At 62.2% G+C, this 16,030-nt stretch carries 17 protein-coding genes; 5 read left to right on the top strand and 12 right to left on the bottom strand.

What is annotated here, in order from left to right; translation table 11 throughout:
* Positions 1-3 precede the first annotated feature (3 nt).
* From ACQ4MM_RS01210 to ACQ4MM_RS01190, 5 genes are all read right to left on the bottom strand, one after another.
* On the bottom strand, positions 4-150 hold the full coding sequence (locus ACQ4MM_RS01210; protein ID WP_431475642.1) for a hypothetical protein: 147 nt from the start codon (positions 148-150) through the stop codon (positions 4-6).
* Between the two features lie 3 nt (positions 151-153).
* On the bottom strand, positions 154-1,362 hold the full coding sequence (locus ACQ4MM_RS01205; protein ID WP_431475641.1) for an RtcB family protein: 1,209 nt from the start codon (positions 1,360-1,362) through the stop codon (positions 154-156).
* A gap of 268 nt (positions 1,363-1,630) precedes the next feature.
* Positions 1,631-2,227, bottom strand: a complete 597-nt coding sequence (locus ACQ4MM_RS01200; RefSeq protein WP_431475640.1) for a hypothetical protein — start codon at positions 2,225-2,227, stop codon at positions 1,631-1,633.
* Positions 2,163-2,786: a hypothetical protein gene (locus ACQ4MM_RS01195; RefSeq protein ID WP_431475639.1), complete on the bottom strand. Its 624-nt coding sequence runs from the start codon at positions 2,784-2,786 to the stop codon at positions 2,163-2,165. The genes ACQ4MM_RS01200 and ACQ4MM_RS01195 overlap by 65 nt, the downstream gene beginning before the upstream one ends.
* Positions 2,734-3,381 (bottom strand): PAAR domain-containing protein, encoded by a 648-nt coding sequence (locus ACQ4MM_RS01190; protein ID WP_431475638.1) that lies wholly within the window; start codon positions 3,379-3,381, stop codon positions 2,734-2,736. Before ACQ4MM_RS01190 ends, ACQ4MM_RS01195 begins: the two co-directional genes overlap by 53 nt.
* Before the next feature lie 97 nt (positions 3,382-3,478).
* Between ACQ4MM_RS01190 and ACQ4MM_RS01185 the strand changes: the two genes are divergently transcribed.
* Positions 3,479-3,958: a hypothetical protein gene (locus ACQ4MM_RS01185; protein ID WP_431475637.1), complete on the top strand. Its 480-nt coding sequence runs from the start codon at positions 3,479-3,481 to the stop codon at positions 3,956-3,958.
* Positions 3,959-4,002: 44 nt separating this feature from the next.
* Here the strand turns inward: ACQ4MM_RS01185 and ACQ4MM_RS01180 are convergent, their stop codons facing one another.
* Positions 4,003-5,865, bottom strand: a complete 1,863-nt coding sequence (locus ACQ4MM_RS01180) for a phosphoenolpyruvate carboxykinase (GTP) (protein WP_431475636.1) — start codon at positions 5,863-5,865, stop codon at positions 4,003-4,005.
* Positions 5,866-6,211: 346 nt separating this feature from the next.
* On the opposite strand from ACQ4MM_RS01180, the gene ACQ4MM_RS01175 reads away from it, so the two are divergent.
* Positions 6,212-7,162 carry a D-2-hydroxyacid dehydrogenase family protein gene (locus ACQ4MM_RS01175; RefSeq protein ID WP_431475635.1) on the top strand — a complete coding sequence of 317 codons (951 nt, stop codon included), beginning with the start codon at positions 6,212-6,214 and terminating at the stop codon, positions 7,160-7,162.
* A gap of 51 nt (positions 7,163-7,213) precedes the next feature.
* Here ACQ4MM_RS01175 and ACQ4MM_RS01170 read toward each other — a convergent pair whose 3' ends face one another.
* Complete coding sequence (locus ACQ4MM_RS01170) at positions 7,214-7,993, bottom strand: L-asparaginase (RefSeq protein ID WP_431475634.1); 780 nt, start codon at positions 7,991-7,993, stop codon at positions 7,214-7,216.
* 115 nt (positions 7,994-8,108) lie between these two features.
* Here ACQ4MM_RS01170 and ACQ4MM_RS01165 point away from each other — a divergent pair, with 115 nt between their 5' ends.
* Positions 8,109-8,594, top strand: a complete 486-nt coding sequence (locus ACQ4MM_RS01165) for an asparaginase domain-containing protein (protein ID WP_431475633.1) — start codon at positions 8,109-8,111, stop codon at positions 8,592-8,594.
* 52 nt (positions 8,595-8,646) lie between these two features.
* Here ACQ4MM_RS01165 and ACQ4MM_RS01160 read toward each other — a convergent pair whose 3' ends face one another.
* The 3 genes from ACQ4MM_RS01160 to dinB are packed head-to-tail and all read right to left on the bottom strand — an operon-like array spanning position 8,647 to position 11,476.
* Positions 8,647-9,543 carry a recombination-associated protein RdgC gene (locus ACQ4MM_RS01160; protein ID WP_431475632.1) on the bottom strand — a complete coding sequence of 299 codons (897 nt, stop codon included), beginning with the start codon at positions 9,541-9,543 and terminating at the stop codon, positions 8,647-8,649.
* A gap of 55 nt (positions 9,544-9,598) precedes the next feature.
* Positions 9,599-10,270, bottom strand: coding sequence for a hypothetical protein (locus tag ACQ4MM_RS01155; protein WP_431475631.1), 672 nt, complete (start codon positions 10,268-10,270; stop codon positions 9,599-9,601).
* 54 nt (positions 10,271-10,324) lie between these two features.
* Positions 10,325-11,476, bottom strand: coding sequence for a DNA polymerase IV (gene dinB, locus ACQ4MM_RS01150; RefSeq protein ID WP_431475630.1), 1,152 nt, complete (start codon positions 11,474-11,476; stop codon positions 10,325-10,327).
* Positions 11,477-11,539: 63 nt separating this feature from the next.
* On the opposite strand from dinB, the gene ACQ4MM_RS01145 reads away from it, so the two are divergent.
* Together ACQ4MM_RS01145 and ACQ4MM_RS01140 are read left to right on the top strand one after the other, a co-directional pair.
* Positions 11,540-12,382, top strand: a complete 843-nt coding sequence (locus ACQ4MM_RS01145; RefSeq protein WP_431475629.1) for a substrate-binding periplasmic protein — start codon at positions 11,540-11,542, stop codon at positions 12,380-12,382.
* Between the two features lie 84 nt (positions 12,383-12,466).
* The gene (locus tag ACQ4MM_RS01140) at positions 12,467-14,365 is read left to right on the top strand and encodes a methyl-accepting chemotaxis protein (protein WP_431475628.1); all 1,899 of its coding nucleotides are present in this window, start codon (positions 12,467-12,469) and stop codon (positions 14,363-14,365) included.
* Here ACQ4MM_RS01140 and ACQ4MM_RS01135 read toward each other — a convergent pair.
* Together ACQ4MM_RS01135 and ACQ4MM_RS01130 are read right to left on the bottom strand one after the other, a co-directional pair.
* A complete protein-coding gene (locus tag ACQ4MM_RS01135; RefSeq protein WP_431475627.1) occupies positions 14,362-15,171 on the bottom strand; it encodes a helix-turn-helix domain-containing protein in 810 nt (269 codons plus the stop codon). The two genes, ACQ4MM_RS01140 and ACQ4MM_RS01135, sit on opposite strands and share 4 nt — an antisense overlap.
* Before the next feature lie 10 nt (positions 15,172-15,181).
* Positions 15,182-16,030 (bottom strand): alpha/beta fold hydrolase, encoded by an 849-nt coding sequence (locus tag ACQ4MM_RS01130; RefSeq protein WP_431475626.1) that lies wholly within the window; start codon positions 16,028-16,030, stop codon positions 15,182-15,184.

The following is a 16,030-nucleotide window of genomic DNA, read 5'->3' as shown; positions in this document are numbered from 1 at the left end:
GGCTCACTCCTCCCGGCTCAACTGGCGGCGCAGTTGCTGCTTCAGCGCGCGCCGCGATTGTTCGATGCGCTGGTGGCCGCCGGCCTTGCGCTGGCGTGCCAGCACGGCCAGCGGGTTGCGCGGCTTTGGCAGTTTGATGGTTACCTTCATTGCTTATCCTTTCACGCACACGACTTGCTTCAGCGTGTGCACGATTTCGACCAGGTCGGACTGATGCGCCATGACCTGGTCAATGTCTTTGTAGGCGGCGGGGATTTCATCCACCACACCGCCATCCTTGCGGCATTCAATGCCTTGCGTCTGTTCTGCCAGGTCGAAACGGTTGAATTTGCGTTTCGCCTCGCTGCGGCTCATGCGTCGTCCGGCGCCGTGCGAGCAGGAGCAGAACGATTCCTCGTTGCCCTTGCCGCGCACGATGTAGCTGCGGGCCCCCATGCTGCCGGGGATGATCCCCAGCTCGCCTTCGCGCGCCGAGATGGCGCCCTTGCGGGTGACGTACAGCTTGTGGCCGAAGTGCGATTCCTGCGCCACGTAGTTGTGGTGACAGTTGATCGCCTCGCCATCGAGCTTGAACGGCGGGACATGCGGCTCCAGTGCCGCCACCACACGACGCATCATTTCGCGCCGGTTCAACATGGCGTAGTCCTGGGCCCAGTCCACTGCTTCCACATAGTCGTCGAACAGTTCCGAACCTTCGCTGAAGTAGGACAGGTCGCGGTCCGGCAGGTTCACCTTGTGCAGCATCATCTCCTTGCGCGCAGCGGAGATGAAGTAGCGACCGATGACATTACCGATGCCGCGCGAGCCCGAGTGCAGCATGATCCACACGCGTTGCTCTTCATCGATACACAGTTCGATGAAGTGATTGCCGCCGCCCAGGGTGCCAATCTGGCAGATCCAGGTCTGCGCGAACTTGTGCTGCATCTTCATGATGCCCTTGTGGCGCGCCACGATGCGGTCCAGGCGGTCGTTCAGCGGACGCCCGACGCGGGCGTGGGCGGAGCCGCGCACCTTGTCGAAGGCATGCTGTTCGAAACCGACCGGCACCAGCGTTTCGATCGCGCTGCGCACGCGCGCCAGGTTATCCGGCAACTGGCTCGCGGTCAGCGTGGTGCGCACGGCGTTCATGCCGCAGCCGATGTCAACGCCGACAGCGGCAGGGATGATGGCGCCGCGCGTCGGGATCACGCTGCCGACAGTTGCGCCGATGCCGGCGTGAACGTCGGGCATGGCTGCCACGTGCGGATGCACGATGGGCAGGTGCGCAATATTCAGCAGTTGCTGGATGGCCGAATGATCAATGTCATCCGTATAGATGTGCACAGGCACCAGGCCTTTGTGCAGGCTTTGCTTGATTGGCATAACGTCTTTCGTTATGCCGGGGCTGTAGAAACAAAAACCCCGGCGAGTTTCCTGGCCGGGGTTCGTGTTGGAAGAACGACCGGCTCGGGTGGCTAGATTGCCTGCCCCGAGCGCTCGCGCTGCGGGGCTATCTCATTTGCAGATTGTGGATAGCCGTACGTGGCATGGTCGTCCTTTCGAAAATTCGGGTTAATAAAAAATCAGTGGACGCGATTCTGCACCCGCATTGAACGCGATGTCAAGCAGATTTTTTGTCGCTGCGGGATATTCAATTTTCCTGGCGCGTCTGATCCGGTTCGCCAAACATCTGGTTCCATTCTTCGAAACTGGACGGCACGTACTTGTCGTCCTGCTTCGGCAGCAACGATTTTTCTTTGCCGCTTATTGCGAATGGCGGATAGCCGTCCCGGTGGACGAATTCCCCGCGCACGCCGCGCGGATCCAGCTTTCCGGAAAATGTCAGGATCACTTTCGCATCGCGCTTTTCGGGAAGGATGTTCTTGCCAGCATGGCTGCCTTCCGAGTACTTCGCCTTGAATGAAATTACTTTCGTCTTTTCGTTCAACGACACATCGTACAGCTTCGCGCTGACCGGTTCAGGCGAACCTACCGCAACGGCTATCCTGCCAAAGACCACCTTGCCTTGCCGGTACAAATCCAGGGAATAGCCGGATAGCGCATGTGGATCCTCGCTGTCGTCCCATACCTGGTTCGAATAATGGCCAATCAGCGACGGCGCTGCTGCTTCCGCATATGCCGGCGCAAGAGTCCCGAGCAGCAGCGCCCCTGCGACCAGGGAATCAATGGCCAGTTGTCGACCAGTGCGGCTTATCTGAATTACCGCCGACAAATTTCGTAACGCCATAAGTTGCCCCAATCTCTTTAAGTTGCGTATTCATGCCCGTTCGAGGAGCCGTATTCACTTCGACTGTCGAACCATCCTTATTGGCCACTGTGATGTTGCCGGTCCAGGTAATCGACATGTCGATCGCCTCGCCCGTGCCGTGAAGCGTGTTCAGGGCCGGCGGAGTGTTGATGCCCAGGCCCTGGATGCCGAAGCCGTTCACCATCGCAGTTGCACCAGCCACCGACTGCTCCAGCGTGGGATGAACCCAGTTGATATGAACTCCGTCCATCGCAGGCACAGTTGCTGGATCAACGCCATTCCTGGCTATCTTGTGCGCCCAATGCATCATGTAGGCGCGCTCTTTTGGCCGGAAAGTATTCGCAATGCGCACATCCGCGCCCCCAGCTTCCAGGGCAGCGATGAAGCCGTCAACGGCGGCCTGGAAGTCCGTAGTCAGGTGGTCCGTCGTGTTCTGGGCCGGAAAGCGCGGTACCCAGACCGCTCCGCTCAGCTCATTTACGACATTAACAACTGCAGGTGTCTGATCCGATTGCGGAGTCAGTGTGGCTGTGGTCATAGTATGGAATCTCTATCTTTGCGTTTTGGGCGTAATCGGAAACTACCTTTTCCGTGTATCCGTTCTTGTCGGTCTTTCCGATGAACTCCCGGCCATCGTCGAGCACGATGCGGTAGCGGACATTGGCGAGGCTGGCCTGGTTGGCGTCCTTGGCATGGAAGAACATGTCGAACTTCTGCTCGGCCTCGGCCGCGTCCTCAACTGGGGCCTGTGCCTGGGCAGTTCCACCGCTCGCAAGCGCCTTGCTCGCAGCGGGAGCTGCGGCCGGCGGCGGTACGGCTGCTGGCTTGGGACTGGCGCCGGCAGCGGCGGCGGAACTTTTCCCCTGGCCGTATTCAACGGTGTCGGTAAACTGGCTCGGGATCAGGGTGGCACCGCAGGAAGTCTTCATTCCGGCAAGCGCGACGCCCTTGCCGTAGAACGTGGTGGTCATCGCCCCTTCGACAATCGGGTAATCCCCTTTGCACTTCGGGCAATGCACCTTGTGCCCGATATAGGCGATCGGCTTGCCGTGGCAGATATCCTGCATCGAACCTTCCAGCACCGTGCCGTTATGGCTTGTGGTATCGCCCTGACGGATTATTTCTCCTGCCATTTGATTTCACCGAATATTCATCATTATTGCGATAATAATAACTGATCAAGAAAATTGCCCGCGCACAATACGTGGCTGGATATTTGGGAGGCAGGAGATGCCGTATCACCGCTTTGCGTTCGCCATTGCGCTTGTCGTCGGGAGTTCCCCGGCCAGCGCGGGAAGCCTGGCCAAGGCTTATGCCGACAAATCGAACAACGTCCATGTCGTGACCGCGTCCGGCAAGGACATCAGGTTGACGACGGACCGGCGGGCCGATGACGTGCGGCTATCGCCCGATGGCGAGTCCGCATCCTGGCTGGTACTTTCGTATTTCGCTGCGGATGGCAGGAAGTGGCCGACCGAGCTGCATGTCTATCACGCCGGCCGTACACGCTCCAGCAAGTGCGGGATGATTATCCGGGAATACTGGTTCTGGAAGGACGGCTCGCACGTCGCCACCGATTGCGGAGGCCTGCATTTCTCCGGAATCGAAACGCTGTATGAGGTGCGGACCATGAAAGAGGTCGACAGCTTCGACCAGGCGGAGGTTCCGGTCGAGAATCGTCCGGAATGGTCGACGGCGGCCAGGGAATAGAAAAACGCGCCCGTGGGCGCGTTTTTTGTCGAAGCGAGAACAGCTTAGCCGTTCAGGCGCTGCTCCAGCTTGGCCATATTGTCCTTCAGCTCTTGCGGAAGGTGATATGCCAGCTTCTCGAACAGTTCTGCGTGCAGTTTCAGTTCCGCGCGCCAGGCATCCTTGTCGATCGAGGTGATGGTCTCGAACTCTTCGGCGGTGAATGGCAGGCCGTCCCAGGAGATGTCGCCATAACGTGGAGTGGTGCCGAAGATGTTTTCGACGCCGCCGCCATTGCCTTCAACGCGTTCCAGCATCCACTTCAGCACGCGCATATTGTCGCCGAAGCCTGGCCATACGAAGTGGCCGTTTTCGTCGGTGCGGAACCAGTTGACGCAGAAGATCTTAGGCAGGGTGGCGCCCTTGCCTTCCAGGCGCTTGCCCATGTCCAGCCAGTGCTGGAAGTAGTCGCTCATGTTGTAGCCCATGAACGGCAGCATGGCGAACGGGTCGCGGCGCACCACGCCCTGCTGGCCGGCGGCTGCAGCGGTGGTCTCGGAGCCCATGGTCGCAGCCATGTAGACGCCTTCGATCCAGTTGCGCGCTTCGGTCACCAGCGGCACGGTGGTGGAGCGGCGGCCGCCGAAGATGAAGGCGGAGATAGGCACGCCCGCTGGATCGTTCCAGGCCGGATCGATCACCGGGTTCTGCTCTGCCGACACGGTGAAGCGTGCGTTCGGGTGCGAAGCCTTGGTGCCGGACGCCGGGGTCCAGTCCTTGCCTTGCCAGTCGACCAGGTGCGCAGGCGCTTCCTTGGTCAGGCCTTCCCACCATACGTCGCCGTCGTCGGTCAGCGCGACGTTGGTGAAGATGGTGTTCTCGTTCAGGCAGGACATGCAGTTCGAGTTGGTCTTGGTGTTGGTGCCAGGAGCCACGCCGAAGTAGCCGGCTTCAGGGTTGATCGCGTACAGGCGGCCATCCTTGCCCGGCTTGATCCAGGCGATGTCGTCGCCGATGGTGGTGACTTTCCAGCCGTCGAAGGTCTTCGGCGGGATCAGCATGGCGAAGTTGGTCTTACCGCAAGCCGATGGGAAGGCGGCAGCCACGTAGTGCTTCTTGCCTTCCGGCGATTCAACGCCCAGGATCAGCATGTGTTCTGCCAGCCAGCCCTCGCCACCGTTCTTGGCGTCGTTGTAGCCCATGGTGGAAGCGATACGCAGCGCGAAGCACTTCTTGCCCAGCAGCGCGTTGCCGCCGTAGCCGGAACCGTAGGACCAGATTTCGCGGGTCTCAGGGAAGTGCACGATGTACTTGGTGGCGTTGCATGGCCACGGCACATCTTTTTCGCCGGCAGCCAGCGGCTTGCCGACGGTGTGGATGGCAGGCACGAACTCGCCATCGGTACCCAGCACGTCGTACACGGCCTTGCCCATGCGGGTCATGGTGCGCATATTGACGGCGACGTACGGGGAGTCGGACAGTTCCACGCCGATGTGGGCGATCGGCGAACCCAGTGGGCCCATCGAGAACGGCACCACGTACATGGTACGGCCAGCCATGCAGCCGTCGAACAGGCCGTTCAGGGTGCCGCGCATTTCTTGCGGGTCCATCCAGTTGTTGGTCGGGCCGGCCGCTTCCTTGGTCTGCGAGCAGATGAAGGTGCGATCTTCAACGCGGGCGACGTCGGTCGGGTCGGAGCAAGCCAGGTAGGAGTTTGGACGCTTTTCGGCGTTCAGCTTTTTCATGGTGCCGGCGGCAACCATTTCAGCGCACAGGCGGTCGTACTCTTCCGCCGAGCCGTCGCACCAGTAGATGCGGGCAGGCTTGGTCAAGGCAGCGACTTCCGCCACCCAATTGATCAGTTTTTGCTGTTTGATGTAAGCTGGTGCGCTCATAGTTGCAACGCCTCCCATAACGGGCTGATTCATAGTACCTCCAATGCCAATAAAGAATTCTGTCTTGTCCCGGCACGGCAGGAATCGTCGTCAGCTTTTAGCTTGCGCGGAAGATCTAATGCTTCGGCGAAATACGGCGGTTCTGTCGATGCGCCCGATTACTCGAGGGCGCGAGCGTCTGGCGGGGGTGTGCTCAGGCGCTGGAACATATGCTGCTGGAGCCTGGTCGGGCTCCTTGAATTGGGCCGATTGTACACCTGCGTTCCCGCGCTTCCGACAAAAATGTAGGAATATTGCCCGACTAAAGTAGTAGGCTATTAAAGATATTCACAAACCTGTTATTTCCCTACCATTTTCATCACAAAATCTGCTAACTGACATGAAAATTGCGATTCTCGATGATTACCAGGATGCAACTCGTGGCCTGGAATGCTTCAAGCTTCTGGATGGCCATGAGGTCAAAATCTTCAATAATTCCGTGCGCGGCATGGGGCAACTGGTGGCCCGCCTGGCCCCATTCGAAGCCCTGGTTTTGATCCGCGAACGCACTGCATTCAACCGCGCCTTGCTGGCCAAGCTCCCTAACTTGAAAGTGATTTCGCAGACCGGCAAGGTGAGCGGCCATGTCGATATGGAAGCGTGCCGCGAGCTGGGCATTACGGTGCTGGAAGGCGTGGGTTCGCCGACCGCGCCGGCCGAGCTGACCTGGGCACTGGTGATGGCCGCGCGGCGCAAGCTGTTCCAGTACGCCGGCAAACTGCGCGATGGGCAATGGCAGCAGGTCTCGATCAGCCACCAGCACAACACGCTGGGCCTGGTGCTGGCGGGCAGCACGATGGCGATCTGGGGCTACGGCAAGATCGGCAAGCTGGTGGCCGGATATGCGAAGGCGTTTGGCATGCGCGTGATCGTCTGGGGTAGCGAGGCCAGCCGCGCTGCGGCGGTGGCCGATGGGCACGAGGTAGCCGCTTCGCGCGAAGCCTTCTTCGCCGAAGCGGATGTGCTCTCGCTGCACCTGCGCCTGGCGGACGCGACACGCGGCATCGTCAGCGCCGACGACCTGGCGCGCATGAAGCGCGACGCGTTGTTCGTCAACGTCAGCCGCGCCGAGCTGGTGGCAGCTGGCGCGTTGGAAGAAGCGTTAACAGCCGGTCATCCCGGCTATGCAGCGCTGGACGTCTTCGAAACCGAACCGCTGCCGGAAAATTCGCCGCTGCTGCGCATGCCGAACGTGCTGTGCACCCCGCACCTCGGCTACGTCGAAAAAGCCAGCTACGAGCTCTACTTCCGCCACGCCTTCCAGAACCTGGTCAACCACATCAACGGCTGAGCCCGTGTCACACCGTGGGGTCACACCCCGGGTGTGACACGAACTCGGGCATTACACGGCTGTGTCCGTGTCACAGTTCGGGTGTGACCCCATGGTGTGACACGGGCTGGGCTGTGGCGGCATGGCGTGGACTTTGCTCCAGAGGCCGGCCCAGCCGGGGGGCCAGGTGATCGGCTGGCCGTTGTACGGTGGGAGGTTGGCGCGCACCGGGATGACGGGGACTGCGGGCATGTCCGTTAGCGGGACGCCGTGCGGTCGTTGCATGTCGAGGCTGTACATGTAGCCGGGGAGCAGGGCGTCGCAAACTTGGGCGAACCAATTCGTGTGGTCTTCGTCGCGGCCGAGCGCTTGCGCCAGTCCGTGCGGGTCGAACCTGGCCAGCGCGTGCACCAGTTCTTCGGTCGTGGCGCCGGGCTGGTCGCCCCAACCCATCACGGGATTGAAAATGTAGTCGGCGCCGGAGCCGTACCAGCCTTCGCGCCAGGAGCGCTGCATCCAGTCGCGCGGTCCGGTGAACAGGTGCCAGCGCCAGTGCAGTCCGGATGCCTTGGGCCAGGAGTACAGGTATAACTTCTGGTAGCCAGCCTTGTGCAACTCGCGCACCACCGCCATCAGCCGCGCGTGCGGCATGCGGTCCGGCGGGGCACGGCGGAACAGGATGGCTTCGCCGTCGGCAAACTGTACTTCGTCAGTGGAGAGATTCAGGTCGAGCGTGCGCGATTCATTGCCAAACCGGGCGGAAATCCAGCCGGTCAGCAGATTGACAGCCGTGATGACGCCATACCCGCGGTAGCGGTGGAAAATCACGGTTCCTGGTGCGAGCGCTTTCATGGTCTGGCCGGGCAAAAAACCCAGTGTAGTCAACTGTTCGGCGGATTTCCAGCCGGAAGTGGCAAACTTTTTCGGCTATCATGCTCGCCATTCATCGATTTCATTTTAATTCATCATGACCCTGCGCATCATCGCCACCGGCGGCACTTTCGACAAGCACTATAACGAGCTGAATGGCACCCTGGCTTTCGCCGAAAGCCACCTGCCTGCCGCAATCAAGCGTGCCCGCATCACCACGCCTTGCGAGCTGGAAGTCGTTTCGCTGCTCGATTCGCTGGACATGGTCGACGCCGACCGCCAGCGCGTGCTGGCCGCTTGCGCAGCTGCTTCCGAAAAAGCGATCGTGATCGTGCACGGCACCGATACCATGCCGCAAACCGCAGCCGTCCTGGGCCCGGCGATCAAGGACAAGACCATCGTATTCACCGGCGCCATGATCCCTTACGAGATCGATAATTCCGATGCGTTCTTCAACATGGGCTTTGCCTGCGGTGTGGCGCAAGTGCTGCCGCCTGGCGTGTACGTGGCGATGAACGGCCAGATCTTCGCGTGGGATAACGTGCAGAAAAACAAAGCGGCCGGAGTGTTCCAGCCGCTTTGATTGATGTGAGGTGCGCCAGCGCCTGCTGGCGCTCACGCGTGCGTAGCGGAACTTAAGCTTTCGCTTCGCCGCCCAGGGCGTCGACCACGTCCTGCAACAGCTTGGACAGCTCGCCGGTCATCAGCATGAAGTCGCCGTCGAAGCGTTCGTCGTCGTTACGGGTAACGGCGTCGTTTTCCTTCATCACGTCCAGCGGCTTGACGCTCTTGATGGCCAGCGCTTCGGTCAGCACGAAGCTGATCTTGCTGTCCCAGGTCATGGCCAGGCGGGTGCACTGCTTGCCGGCCGCGATGTGGCGGCGTACGTCTTCCGGCTCCAGGGTGTGGCGCACGTAGCGCACGGCCGCCTTGCTCTCGCCGGTGGCGCGCAGTTCGGTGTCCATGTCGACGGTGAAGCCTGCTGGCGCTTCGTCGTCCTGCAGCCAGGCGGTCATCACGCCGACCGGGGAACGCTGCACGCGCAGGCTTTCGATCGGCATGCGGTCGACGGCTTTCAGCAGCATCTTGATGATGTCGTCGGCCTTGGCCGGGCTGGCGGCATCAACCACCAGCCAGCCATTGACCGGGTCGATCCAGCACCAGGTGTTGCTGCGGATGGTAAAGGCGCGCGGCAGCAGTTCGTCGTGCACGCGTTCCTTGAGTTCTTTCATGGCTTTTTTGCCAGGAGCAAAGCCTTGTTGCTCTTCCAGTTCGGCGGCGCGCGCCTTGGCAACCTGGTTGACCACGGTCGATGGCAGCAGCTTTTTCTCGGTGCCCAGCACCATCAGCATCTGCTTGTTGACGACGTGCACCAGGCCGCCGTTTGGACGCGGTTTGTCCCAGCCCTGGCGCATCAGCTCATTGCTGCTGGCAGGAGAGAACGCTTGCGACTGGAGGGCTTCTTCGAGTTGTTCTGGAGTAAATGCCCAAGGGGCAGGCAGGCGGTAAACCTGGAGATTCTTGAACCACATAAACGTTATCGACCTTGATCAGCTTTGCCACGGGAACGACATTTTACATGGCTACTCATGGGCAAGTCATGACCTTTGTTTTGTTGTTGTCGCCGAACGGATCCTGCCCCCGTGCGCCGACCAGGTTGGTGTATTCGCAATACTCCTGGTTGCCCTTGCGGTAGCGCTTCATCGTCACGCCATCGCCCAGGTTGGAAGTCTGTTCCAGCGCCCAATCCTTGGTTTGCGATTTGGCGATTGCCATCCCCAGCTTGGTATCGGGCAGGATGATCGTTGCAAATTTGTTCAGGCTTTCCTTGCGTAGCTGGCGGTCGACACCAACGGCCAGCTTGCGGTTTTTTTCCAACAAGGTCTCCGCCAACGGCGCTGGCTGTGCAAACGGATCGGCCGGCTCGCCCGCGGCGGGTGCCGGCAGGGTGATGCTTTGCGGCGCGCTGTCGCTTGCGGCGGCTGGCGCATCGGGACGGGCGAGCGCATTCGCGATGGGCGCTGGCGCGCGGCGGGCAGGCTGCGGCTGCGGCTGCGGCAGGCGGGGAGGCAGTTCGGCTGGCTTAGGACGAGCGGCAGGCGGCAGCGTCAGGAAGACCAGTTCGCCGTCGGGGCGAGCGGCGGGTTCGCTGGCATGCCGGGCGTGGGGACGCCAGGCCATCAGCACGGCCAGATGGCCGAGCGCGATCAGCACCAGCCAGGCGCACCGCGCCGGGCGGAGATCAGCATTGGCTTGCATAGGTATTCCGGGTTTGCAGCCGGACTCAGGTTGCCAGCTCGCGCGGGAAAGTTATCACAAATTAGTAAAAAGATCACCCTGCGCCGGCCCGGCTTTGGCAGCCTCATCAAGTGTGCACAGGGCCGACATGCGCACGCCCAGCAAGCGCAAGCGGTCGTCCAGGGGCACCCGGCGCAGGCACTCGCCGGCGGCGCGGCGGATCGCGGCGGCATCGGCGGTGGGCGCAGGCAGGGTCAGGTCACGCGTCACCGTCCGGAAATCGGCATAGCGCAGCTTGATGCCCACGGTGCGGCCGGCATAGCGTTTGCGCGCCAGGTCGTCCGCCACTTTCTGGCACAGGCGGGTGAAGATTTCGGACAGCTCGGCGCGGTCGCGCTTGACGTGCAAGTCGCGCGAGAACGTGGTCTCCCGGCTTACGCCTTTCGGTTCGCTGCGGGTGGCAACGGCGCGCTCGTCGCGGCCATGGGAAATGCGTTGCAGCCATTCCGCGTAGTTCAGGCCGAAATGCTCTTGTAACAGGGAAGGGTCGGCGGAGGCCAGTTGGCCCACGGTATCGATGCCTAGCGCGACCAGCTTTTTCTCCGCTTTCGGGCCGATGCCGTTCACCTTGCGCACTTGCAGCGGCCAGATGCGTGCCGGCACATCGTCATAGCCCACCACGGTCAGGCCGTTGGGCTTTTCCAGGTCGGAACAGATCTTGGCCAGCAGCTTGTTGGGGGCCACGCCGATCGAACACGACAGCCCGGTGGCGGCGCGCACCGCATCTTTGATGCGCTGGGCCAGTTCGCGCGTTTCGCCTTCCACCTCGGTCAGGTCGAGATAGATTTCGTCGATGCCGCGGTCTTCGATCTGCGGCGCGATACTGGCCACGGCCGCCTTGAACAGGCGCGAATACTTGCGGTAGGAATCGAAATCCACCGGCAGCAGGATGGCGTCCGGCGCCAGGGCGGCCGCCTTCATGGTGCCCATGGCGGAAAACACGCCCAGCGCCCGGGCTTCATAGGTGGAGGTGGTGATCACGCCGCGTCCCACGTAATCGCGCAGGCGGGAGAACTCGCGGCTGCCGTCCGGCAGCTCGCGCGGCTGGTGCCGCCCGCCGCCGCCGATCACGACGGGCAGCCCGCGCAATTCCGGATAGCGCAACAGCTCCACGGACGCGTAGAAGGCGTCCATGTCGAGGTGGGCAATGCGGCGGGGCCAGTCCATAACAAATAGTCGAGTTCGCTTGTGATACTGTAATTATATACAGCATTTTAAGCAAGGTGCCGCGTGGATATACTGCTGGGCATGCGCATCCTTCCCCTGCTGTTCGTCCTGGCCGCCGCCCCGGCAATCGGTACCCCCATTTGTCCAGCGCCATTACATGCCGGCGCCAGCGATCTGGGCTTGGCGTCCTTCCGCGAAGACGACAGGGTCAGCGGCGCCGCCATCGACGTATTGCGGGAGCTGGCGCGCCGTACCAATTGTCCTCTCAACATCAGCTGGTACCCGCGGGCGCGCCTGTGGGCCGAGTATGCGACTGGCCGCATTAACCTGACCGCCAGCTCTGCCCGCAGCGCCGAGCGCGACCGCTTTGGCCAGTTCGTGCCTTTTGTCACGACACGTTTCGACCTGGTGCTGTCGCGCCGCGTGCCCGGCAACTTCACATCGCTGGCCGAATTCGTTGAACATGGCAGTGCGCGCCTGAACCTGGTGCGCGGCATCCTGTATACCTCCGAGGTACTGGGCCAGGTCGAACGCCTGCGCCAGCAGGGCCGGGTGGAGGTGGTGAACGACTTTGATATCGCCTTCAGGAAAATGGCCTCCAAGCGTGCCGAGGCGACACTGGCGCCGATGACCATTTACTCGCGCCACCTGCAAAATACCGGCCTGCAAGATCTGGTCAGCGTAATGCCGGTGACGGAATCGGCACCGGTCCTGGCGGGCGCCTATCTGTCGCGCGACGGCCTGGCGCCGGCGGCACGCAAGGTGTTCGCCGATGCCTTGCTCGGCATGGTGGCCGACGGCAGCGTGGCTCGCATTTACGGCAAGTATGTCGGTGAGGCGAATGGCCGCGCCCTGGTGCCGGACCACGGACGCGCCATCATTTCAGCCTACCAGCTACTGCCCTGACGTTGCTGTGGCGTTGATCGCTGCGCCGCGTTACCATGCCTGTGCGATCATCGAACAAAAACCACAACTTCTGGCGAGGCTGGCATGAGCTTTTCGAACATGAATATCGGTGTGAAGCTGGCGATCGGTTTTGCGCTGGCAATTGCAATCCAGCTTGCAATGTCGCTGACGGGGATCAGCCGTTTGAGCCACAACGCGAGCCTGACCGACCGCCTGATCAGCGACCGCTACCTGAAGGTGCAGCTGACCAACGAAATGCGCAGCTACTCCAACCGTTCTGCGCAGGCGTTACGCAATGCCATGCTGGCACCGGACAAGATCAGCAGCGATGGCTTCCTGGCCAGCATGGCGGAGGCGGACAAGGCCGGCGCGGCCGCGGCCGAGAAGCTGCAGAAGATCCTGGTGCTGGAAGATGCCAAGAAACTGTTTGCCGATGAAACGCAGGCCTTCGAAGCCTTCCGCGTCAAACGCGATGAAGTGCTTAAACTGTTCAAGGATGGCGACCAGGACAGCGCCGTTCAAACCCTGTTCAAGCAAGCGATTCCTTTGCAGAACGCTTACTTCGGCAAGCTTGATGCCATCCTCGAACTACAGAACAAGCTGATGACCCAGGACGGGGAGGAGGCAAGCAAGTCCGCCTCCAATGCGACCATGCTGATGCTAGGCCTGCTGGTATTGGCAACAGTGCTGTCGATTGCAGCGGGCTACCTGATCACCCGTTCGGTGACGGGGCCCTTGCTGCAGGCGGTGGAGGTGGCGGAAACCGTGGCCCAGGGCGACCTGACCGCCGACATCGACACCAGCCGCAAAGATGAGACCGGGCGCTTGCTGCATGCGCTGAAGGACATGGTGGCTTCGCTCAAAACCACGGTCGGCTCGGTGCGCTCTTCCACCGACACCATCAACACTGCCGCAGCTGAAATCGCCGCCGGCAACCTGGACCTGTCGCGCCGCACCGAACAGCAGGCCGCCAGCCTGGAGGAAACCGCTTCGTCGATGGAGCAATTGACGTCGACGGTCCGGCAGAATGCCGACAATGCGCGCCAGGCGAACCAGCTGGTGGTGTCGGCGGCCAGCCACGCCGGCGAGGGCGGGCAGGTGGTGGGCGAAGTGGTCGATACCATGGGCGGAATCAAGGCCAGTTCGGCGCGCATGGCCGATATCATCAGCGTGATCGACGGCATCGCGTTCCAGACCAACATCCTGGCGCTGAATGCCGCTGTCGAAGCGGCACGCGCCGGCGAGCAGGGGCGCGGTTTCGCGGTGGTGGCATCGGAGGTGCGCAACCTGGCGCAGCGCAGCGCGGCGGCGGCCAAGGAAATCAAGGAGCTGATCGACGATTCGATCGCCAAGGTCGATGCGGGTGGCGCGCTGGTGGATCGCGCCGGGGCGACCATGCGGCAGATCGTGGCTTCCGTGCAGCAGGTGGCGGACATCATGAACGAGATTACCTCGGCCAGCCAGGAGCAGTCGTCCGGCATCGAGCAGGTGAATACGGCCATCGTCGAGATGGATAATGCGACACAGCAGAACGCAGCGCTGGTGGAACAGGCGGCGGCGGCGGCGCGCAGCATGCAGGAGCAGTCGGAGCTGCTGGTGGAGGCGGTGGCGGTATTCAGGATGGAAGGTTCGGCAGGGGCGTACTTGGCTGAGAGGGCGGCCGCGCGGGCGCCGGCGCCGGCGGCCAGTACCGCCACTGCGGTCAGACTGCCGGTACGGGCGACAGTGCCGCCATTGCGGGCGGCACGCGGCACGGCGAGCGCCAGTGCCGGGCGGGGCGCCTCTTCCGCAACGCGGCGAGCAGCGCCGGCGGCCAGCAATGCGGCGCTGGCACGGGACGCGGTGGCGCAGGACGTGGTGGAGGCGGAAGTCGTGGAGGCGCCTGCCGCTCCCGCCACGGCGGCGCGGGCACGCACCGGCGCGGCAAAGCCGGCGGCCACCACGCGCGCAACGCCGCCTGGCGACGACTGGGAAGAGTTTTAAACCGGCTGCCTGCGGAACCACTCCGCCGTCGCCTCGTCGGCGGGGAAGAACGCCTCCATGCGCAGCTCATGAACCGTCACGTCATGCGGCGTGCCGAGCGTGGTGATGGTGGTGAACAGGTTGAGCTCCACGCCATCTTTTCGCACCGTGAACGGCAGGAAGGGCAGCGCGCGGCGATCCAGGTTGGCCGTCTTCGAGGCGGCCCGGATGCCGGGAATCGCCAGCAATTCCTCCAGCAGCATCGTGGCCTCGCTGCCCGGACCATCGCCCATCGCCTCGCGCTGGATCCACTGCAGCAGGTCAACGCTGACATCCTCCCAGTTGACGATGTATTTGCGCAGGCCATCCGGATCCAGCGTCAGCTTGATGACATTGCCGGTGGCCGGCGGACCATCGAGCAGCCACTCGATCATCTTGCCGGCCGGGCCATTGCTCATGACCAGGTTCCATAAGCGGTCCACCACCAGCGCAGGATACGGCGCCTGCTGGCGCAGCATGAAGTCCAGCGCCTGCTTCACCGCCTTCATCTCGGGATCCGACAGCTTGCGTTCCTGGTAGGCCGGTGCATAGCCGGCTGCCAGCAGCATCACGTTGCGCTCGCGCAGCGGAATGTCGAGCACGATGCCCAGTTTCAGGATCATGTCGCGGCTGGGCTGCGAGCGCCCGCTTTCCAGGAAGCTGATATGCCGCTGCGAGATGCCGCTCTCGGTCGACAGCCGCAACTGGCTGAAACCGCGCTTACCGCGCCAATAGCGCATCGCCGCCGCGAAATCGCTGAAATACTGCCCTGGTGCTGACGCTCCCATACCGCTCCTCTCAAGACTGGACGAAGTCCAGCAGATCGCTGTTCACTCTTGCCATGTGGGTGAGGAACATACCATGAGGTGCGCCCTCATACACTTGAAGCTTCGCATTCGGCAGCAGGGCGGCGGTGGCGACAGCGGTCAGCTCAAACGGAGCGCTGGCGTCGTTGGTCCCTGCAATCAGCAACACCGGTAGCGCAATGCCTGGCAACTCCGCACGAAAGTCTTCGCTCTGCAAGGATCGGTTGCATTCGTACAGCGCCAGCAGCGAGGCTTGCAGCGGCATGGCGCGCAACCAGTTGCGCATCCCTGGCGAGGTATCTTCGGTAACGAACGGCGGCAGGTTTTCGTCGACCCACTTCGGCAGGTCCTTCATCAGCTGCTCGTTGCGGAAGTATTCAAGCAGCGCGCGATCGATGCCGTTCGGGTTGTCCGCGGTCCTGGCGATACAGGGCGTCATGCTGCCCAGCAAGGCGACGCGCTTGATGCGGCGCTGGCCGTGGCGGGAAAGGTAGCGCACCACCTCGTTGCAGCCCATGGAGTGCGCCACCAGGGTGACTTCGTCCAGGTCGAGCGCTTCCAGCACGGCAGCCAGGTCGCCGGCCAGGGTATTGAAGTCGTAGCCTCGGCCAGGATCGCTGGAGCGGCCATGGCCGCGCCGGTCGAATGCAATGACCCGCATGCCCTGCTGCGCCAGAGCCAGCATCTGGTAGCACCAGGAATCGGCACCCATTGACCAGCCTGCGACAAACAGCACCGGCTCGCCGTCGCCCCAGTCGCGATAGAACAGGTTCACGCCGTCCGCAGTGCGCACGATGTTCGGTTCGATCACGCGCGCGCCGGAGATTTTGTATGCGGTCAT

This window comes from Massilia eburnea (assembly GCF_050709955.1).
In the GTDB taxonomy this organism is placed as follows: domain Bacteria; phylum Pseudomonadota; class Gammaproteobacteria; order Burkholderiales; family Burkholderiaceae_D; genus Rugamonas; species Rugamonas eburnea_A.
This window is presented reverse-complemented; position numbering and strand designations above follow the sequence as displayed.

Bases quoted from the DNA above. Each gene is read 5' to 3' on its own strand.
- ACQ4MM_RS01135 (WP_431475627.1), bottom strand. From the start codon at position 15,171: ATGGGAGCGTCAGCACCAGGGCAGTATTTCAGCGATTTCGCGGCGGCG.
- ACQ4MM_RS01200 (WP_431475640.1), bottom strand. From the start codon at position 2,227: ATGGCGTTACGAAATTTGTCGGCGGTAATTCAGATAAGCCGCACTGGT.
- ACQ4MM_RS01170 (WP_431475634.1), bottom strand. From the start codon at position 7,993: ATGAAAGCGCTCGCACCAGGAACCGTGATTTTCCACCGCTACCGCGGG.
- ACQ4MM_RS01185 (WP_431475637.1), top strand. From the start codon at position 3,479: ATGCCGTATCACCGCTTTGCGTTCGCCATTGCGCTTGTCGTCGGGAGT.
- ACQ4MM_RS01160 (WP_431475632.1), bottom strand. From the start codon at position 9,543: ATGTGGTTCAAGAATCTCCAGGTTTACCGCCTGCCTGCCCCTTGGGCA.
- dinB (WP_431475630.1), bottom strand. From the start codon at position 11,476: ATGGACTGGCCCCGCCGCATTGCCCACCTCGACATGGACGCCTTCTAC.
- ACQ4MM_RS01175 (WP_431475635.1), top strand. From the start codon at position 6,212: ATGAAAATTGCGATTCTCGATGATTACCAGGATGCAACTCGTGGCCTG.
- ACQ4MM_RS01180 (WP_431475636.1), bottom strand. From the start codon at position 5,865: ATGAATCAGCCCGTTATGGGAGGCGTTGCAACTATGAGCGCACCAGCT.
- ACQ4MM_RS01130 (WP_431475626.1), bottom strand. From the start codon at position 16,030: ATGACCGCATACAAAATCTCCGGCGCGCGCGTGATCGAACCGAACATC.
- ACQ4MM_RS01195 (WP_431475639.1), bottom strand. From the start codon at position 2,786: ATGACCACAGCCACACTGACTCCGCAATCGGATCAGACACCTGCAGTT.
- ACQ4MM_RS01165 (WP_431475633.1), top strand. From the start codon at position 8,109: ATGACCCTGCGCATCATCGCCACCGGCGGCACTTTCGACAAGCACTAT.
- ACQ4MM_RS01155 (WP_431475631.1), bottom strand. From the start codon at position 10,270: ATGCAAGCCAATGCTGATCTCCGCCCGGCGCGGTGCGCCTGGCTGGTG.
- ACQ4MM_RS01210 (WP_431475642.1), bottom strand. From the start codon at position 150: ATGAAGGTAACCATCAAACTGCCAAAGCCGCGCAACCCGCTGGCCGTG.
- ACQ4MM_RS01190 (WP_431475638.1), bottom strand. From the start codon at position 3,381: ATGGCAGGAGAAATAATCCGTCAGGGCGATACCACAAGCCATAACGGC.
- ACQ4MM_RS01140 (WP_431475628.1), top strand. From the start codon at position 12,467: ATGAGCTTTTCGAACATGAATATCGGTGTGAAGCTGGCGATCGGTTTT.
- ACQ4MM_RS01205 (WP_431475641.1), bottom strand. From the start codon at position 1,362: ATGCCAATCAAGCAAAGCCTGCACAAAGGCCTGGTGCCTGTGCACATC.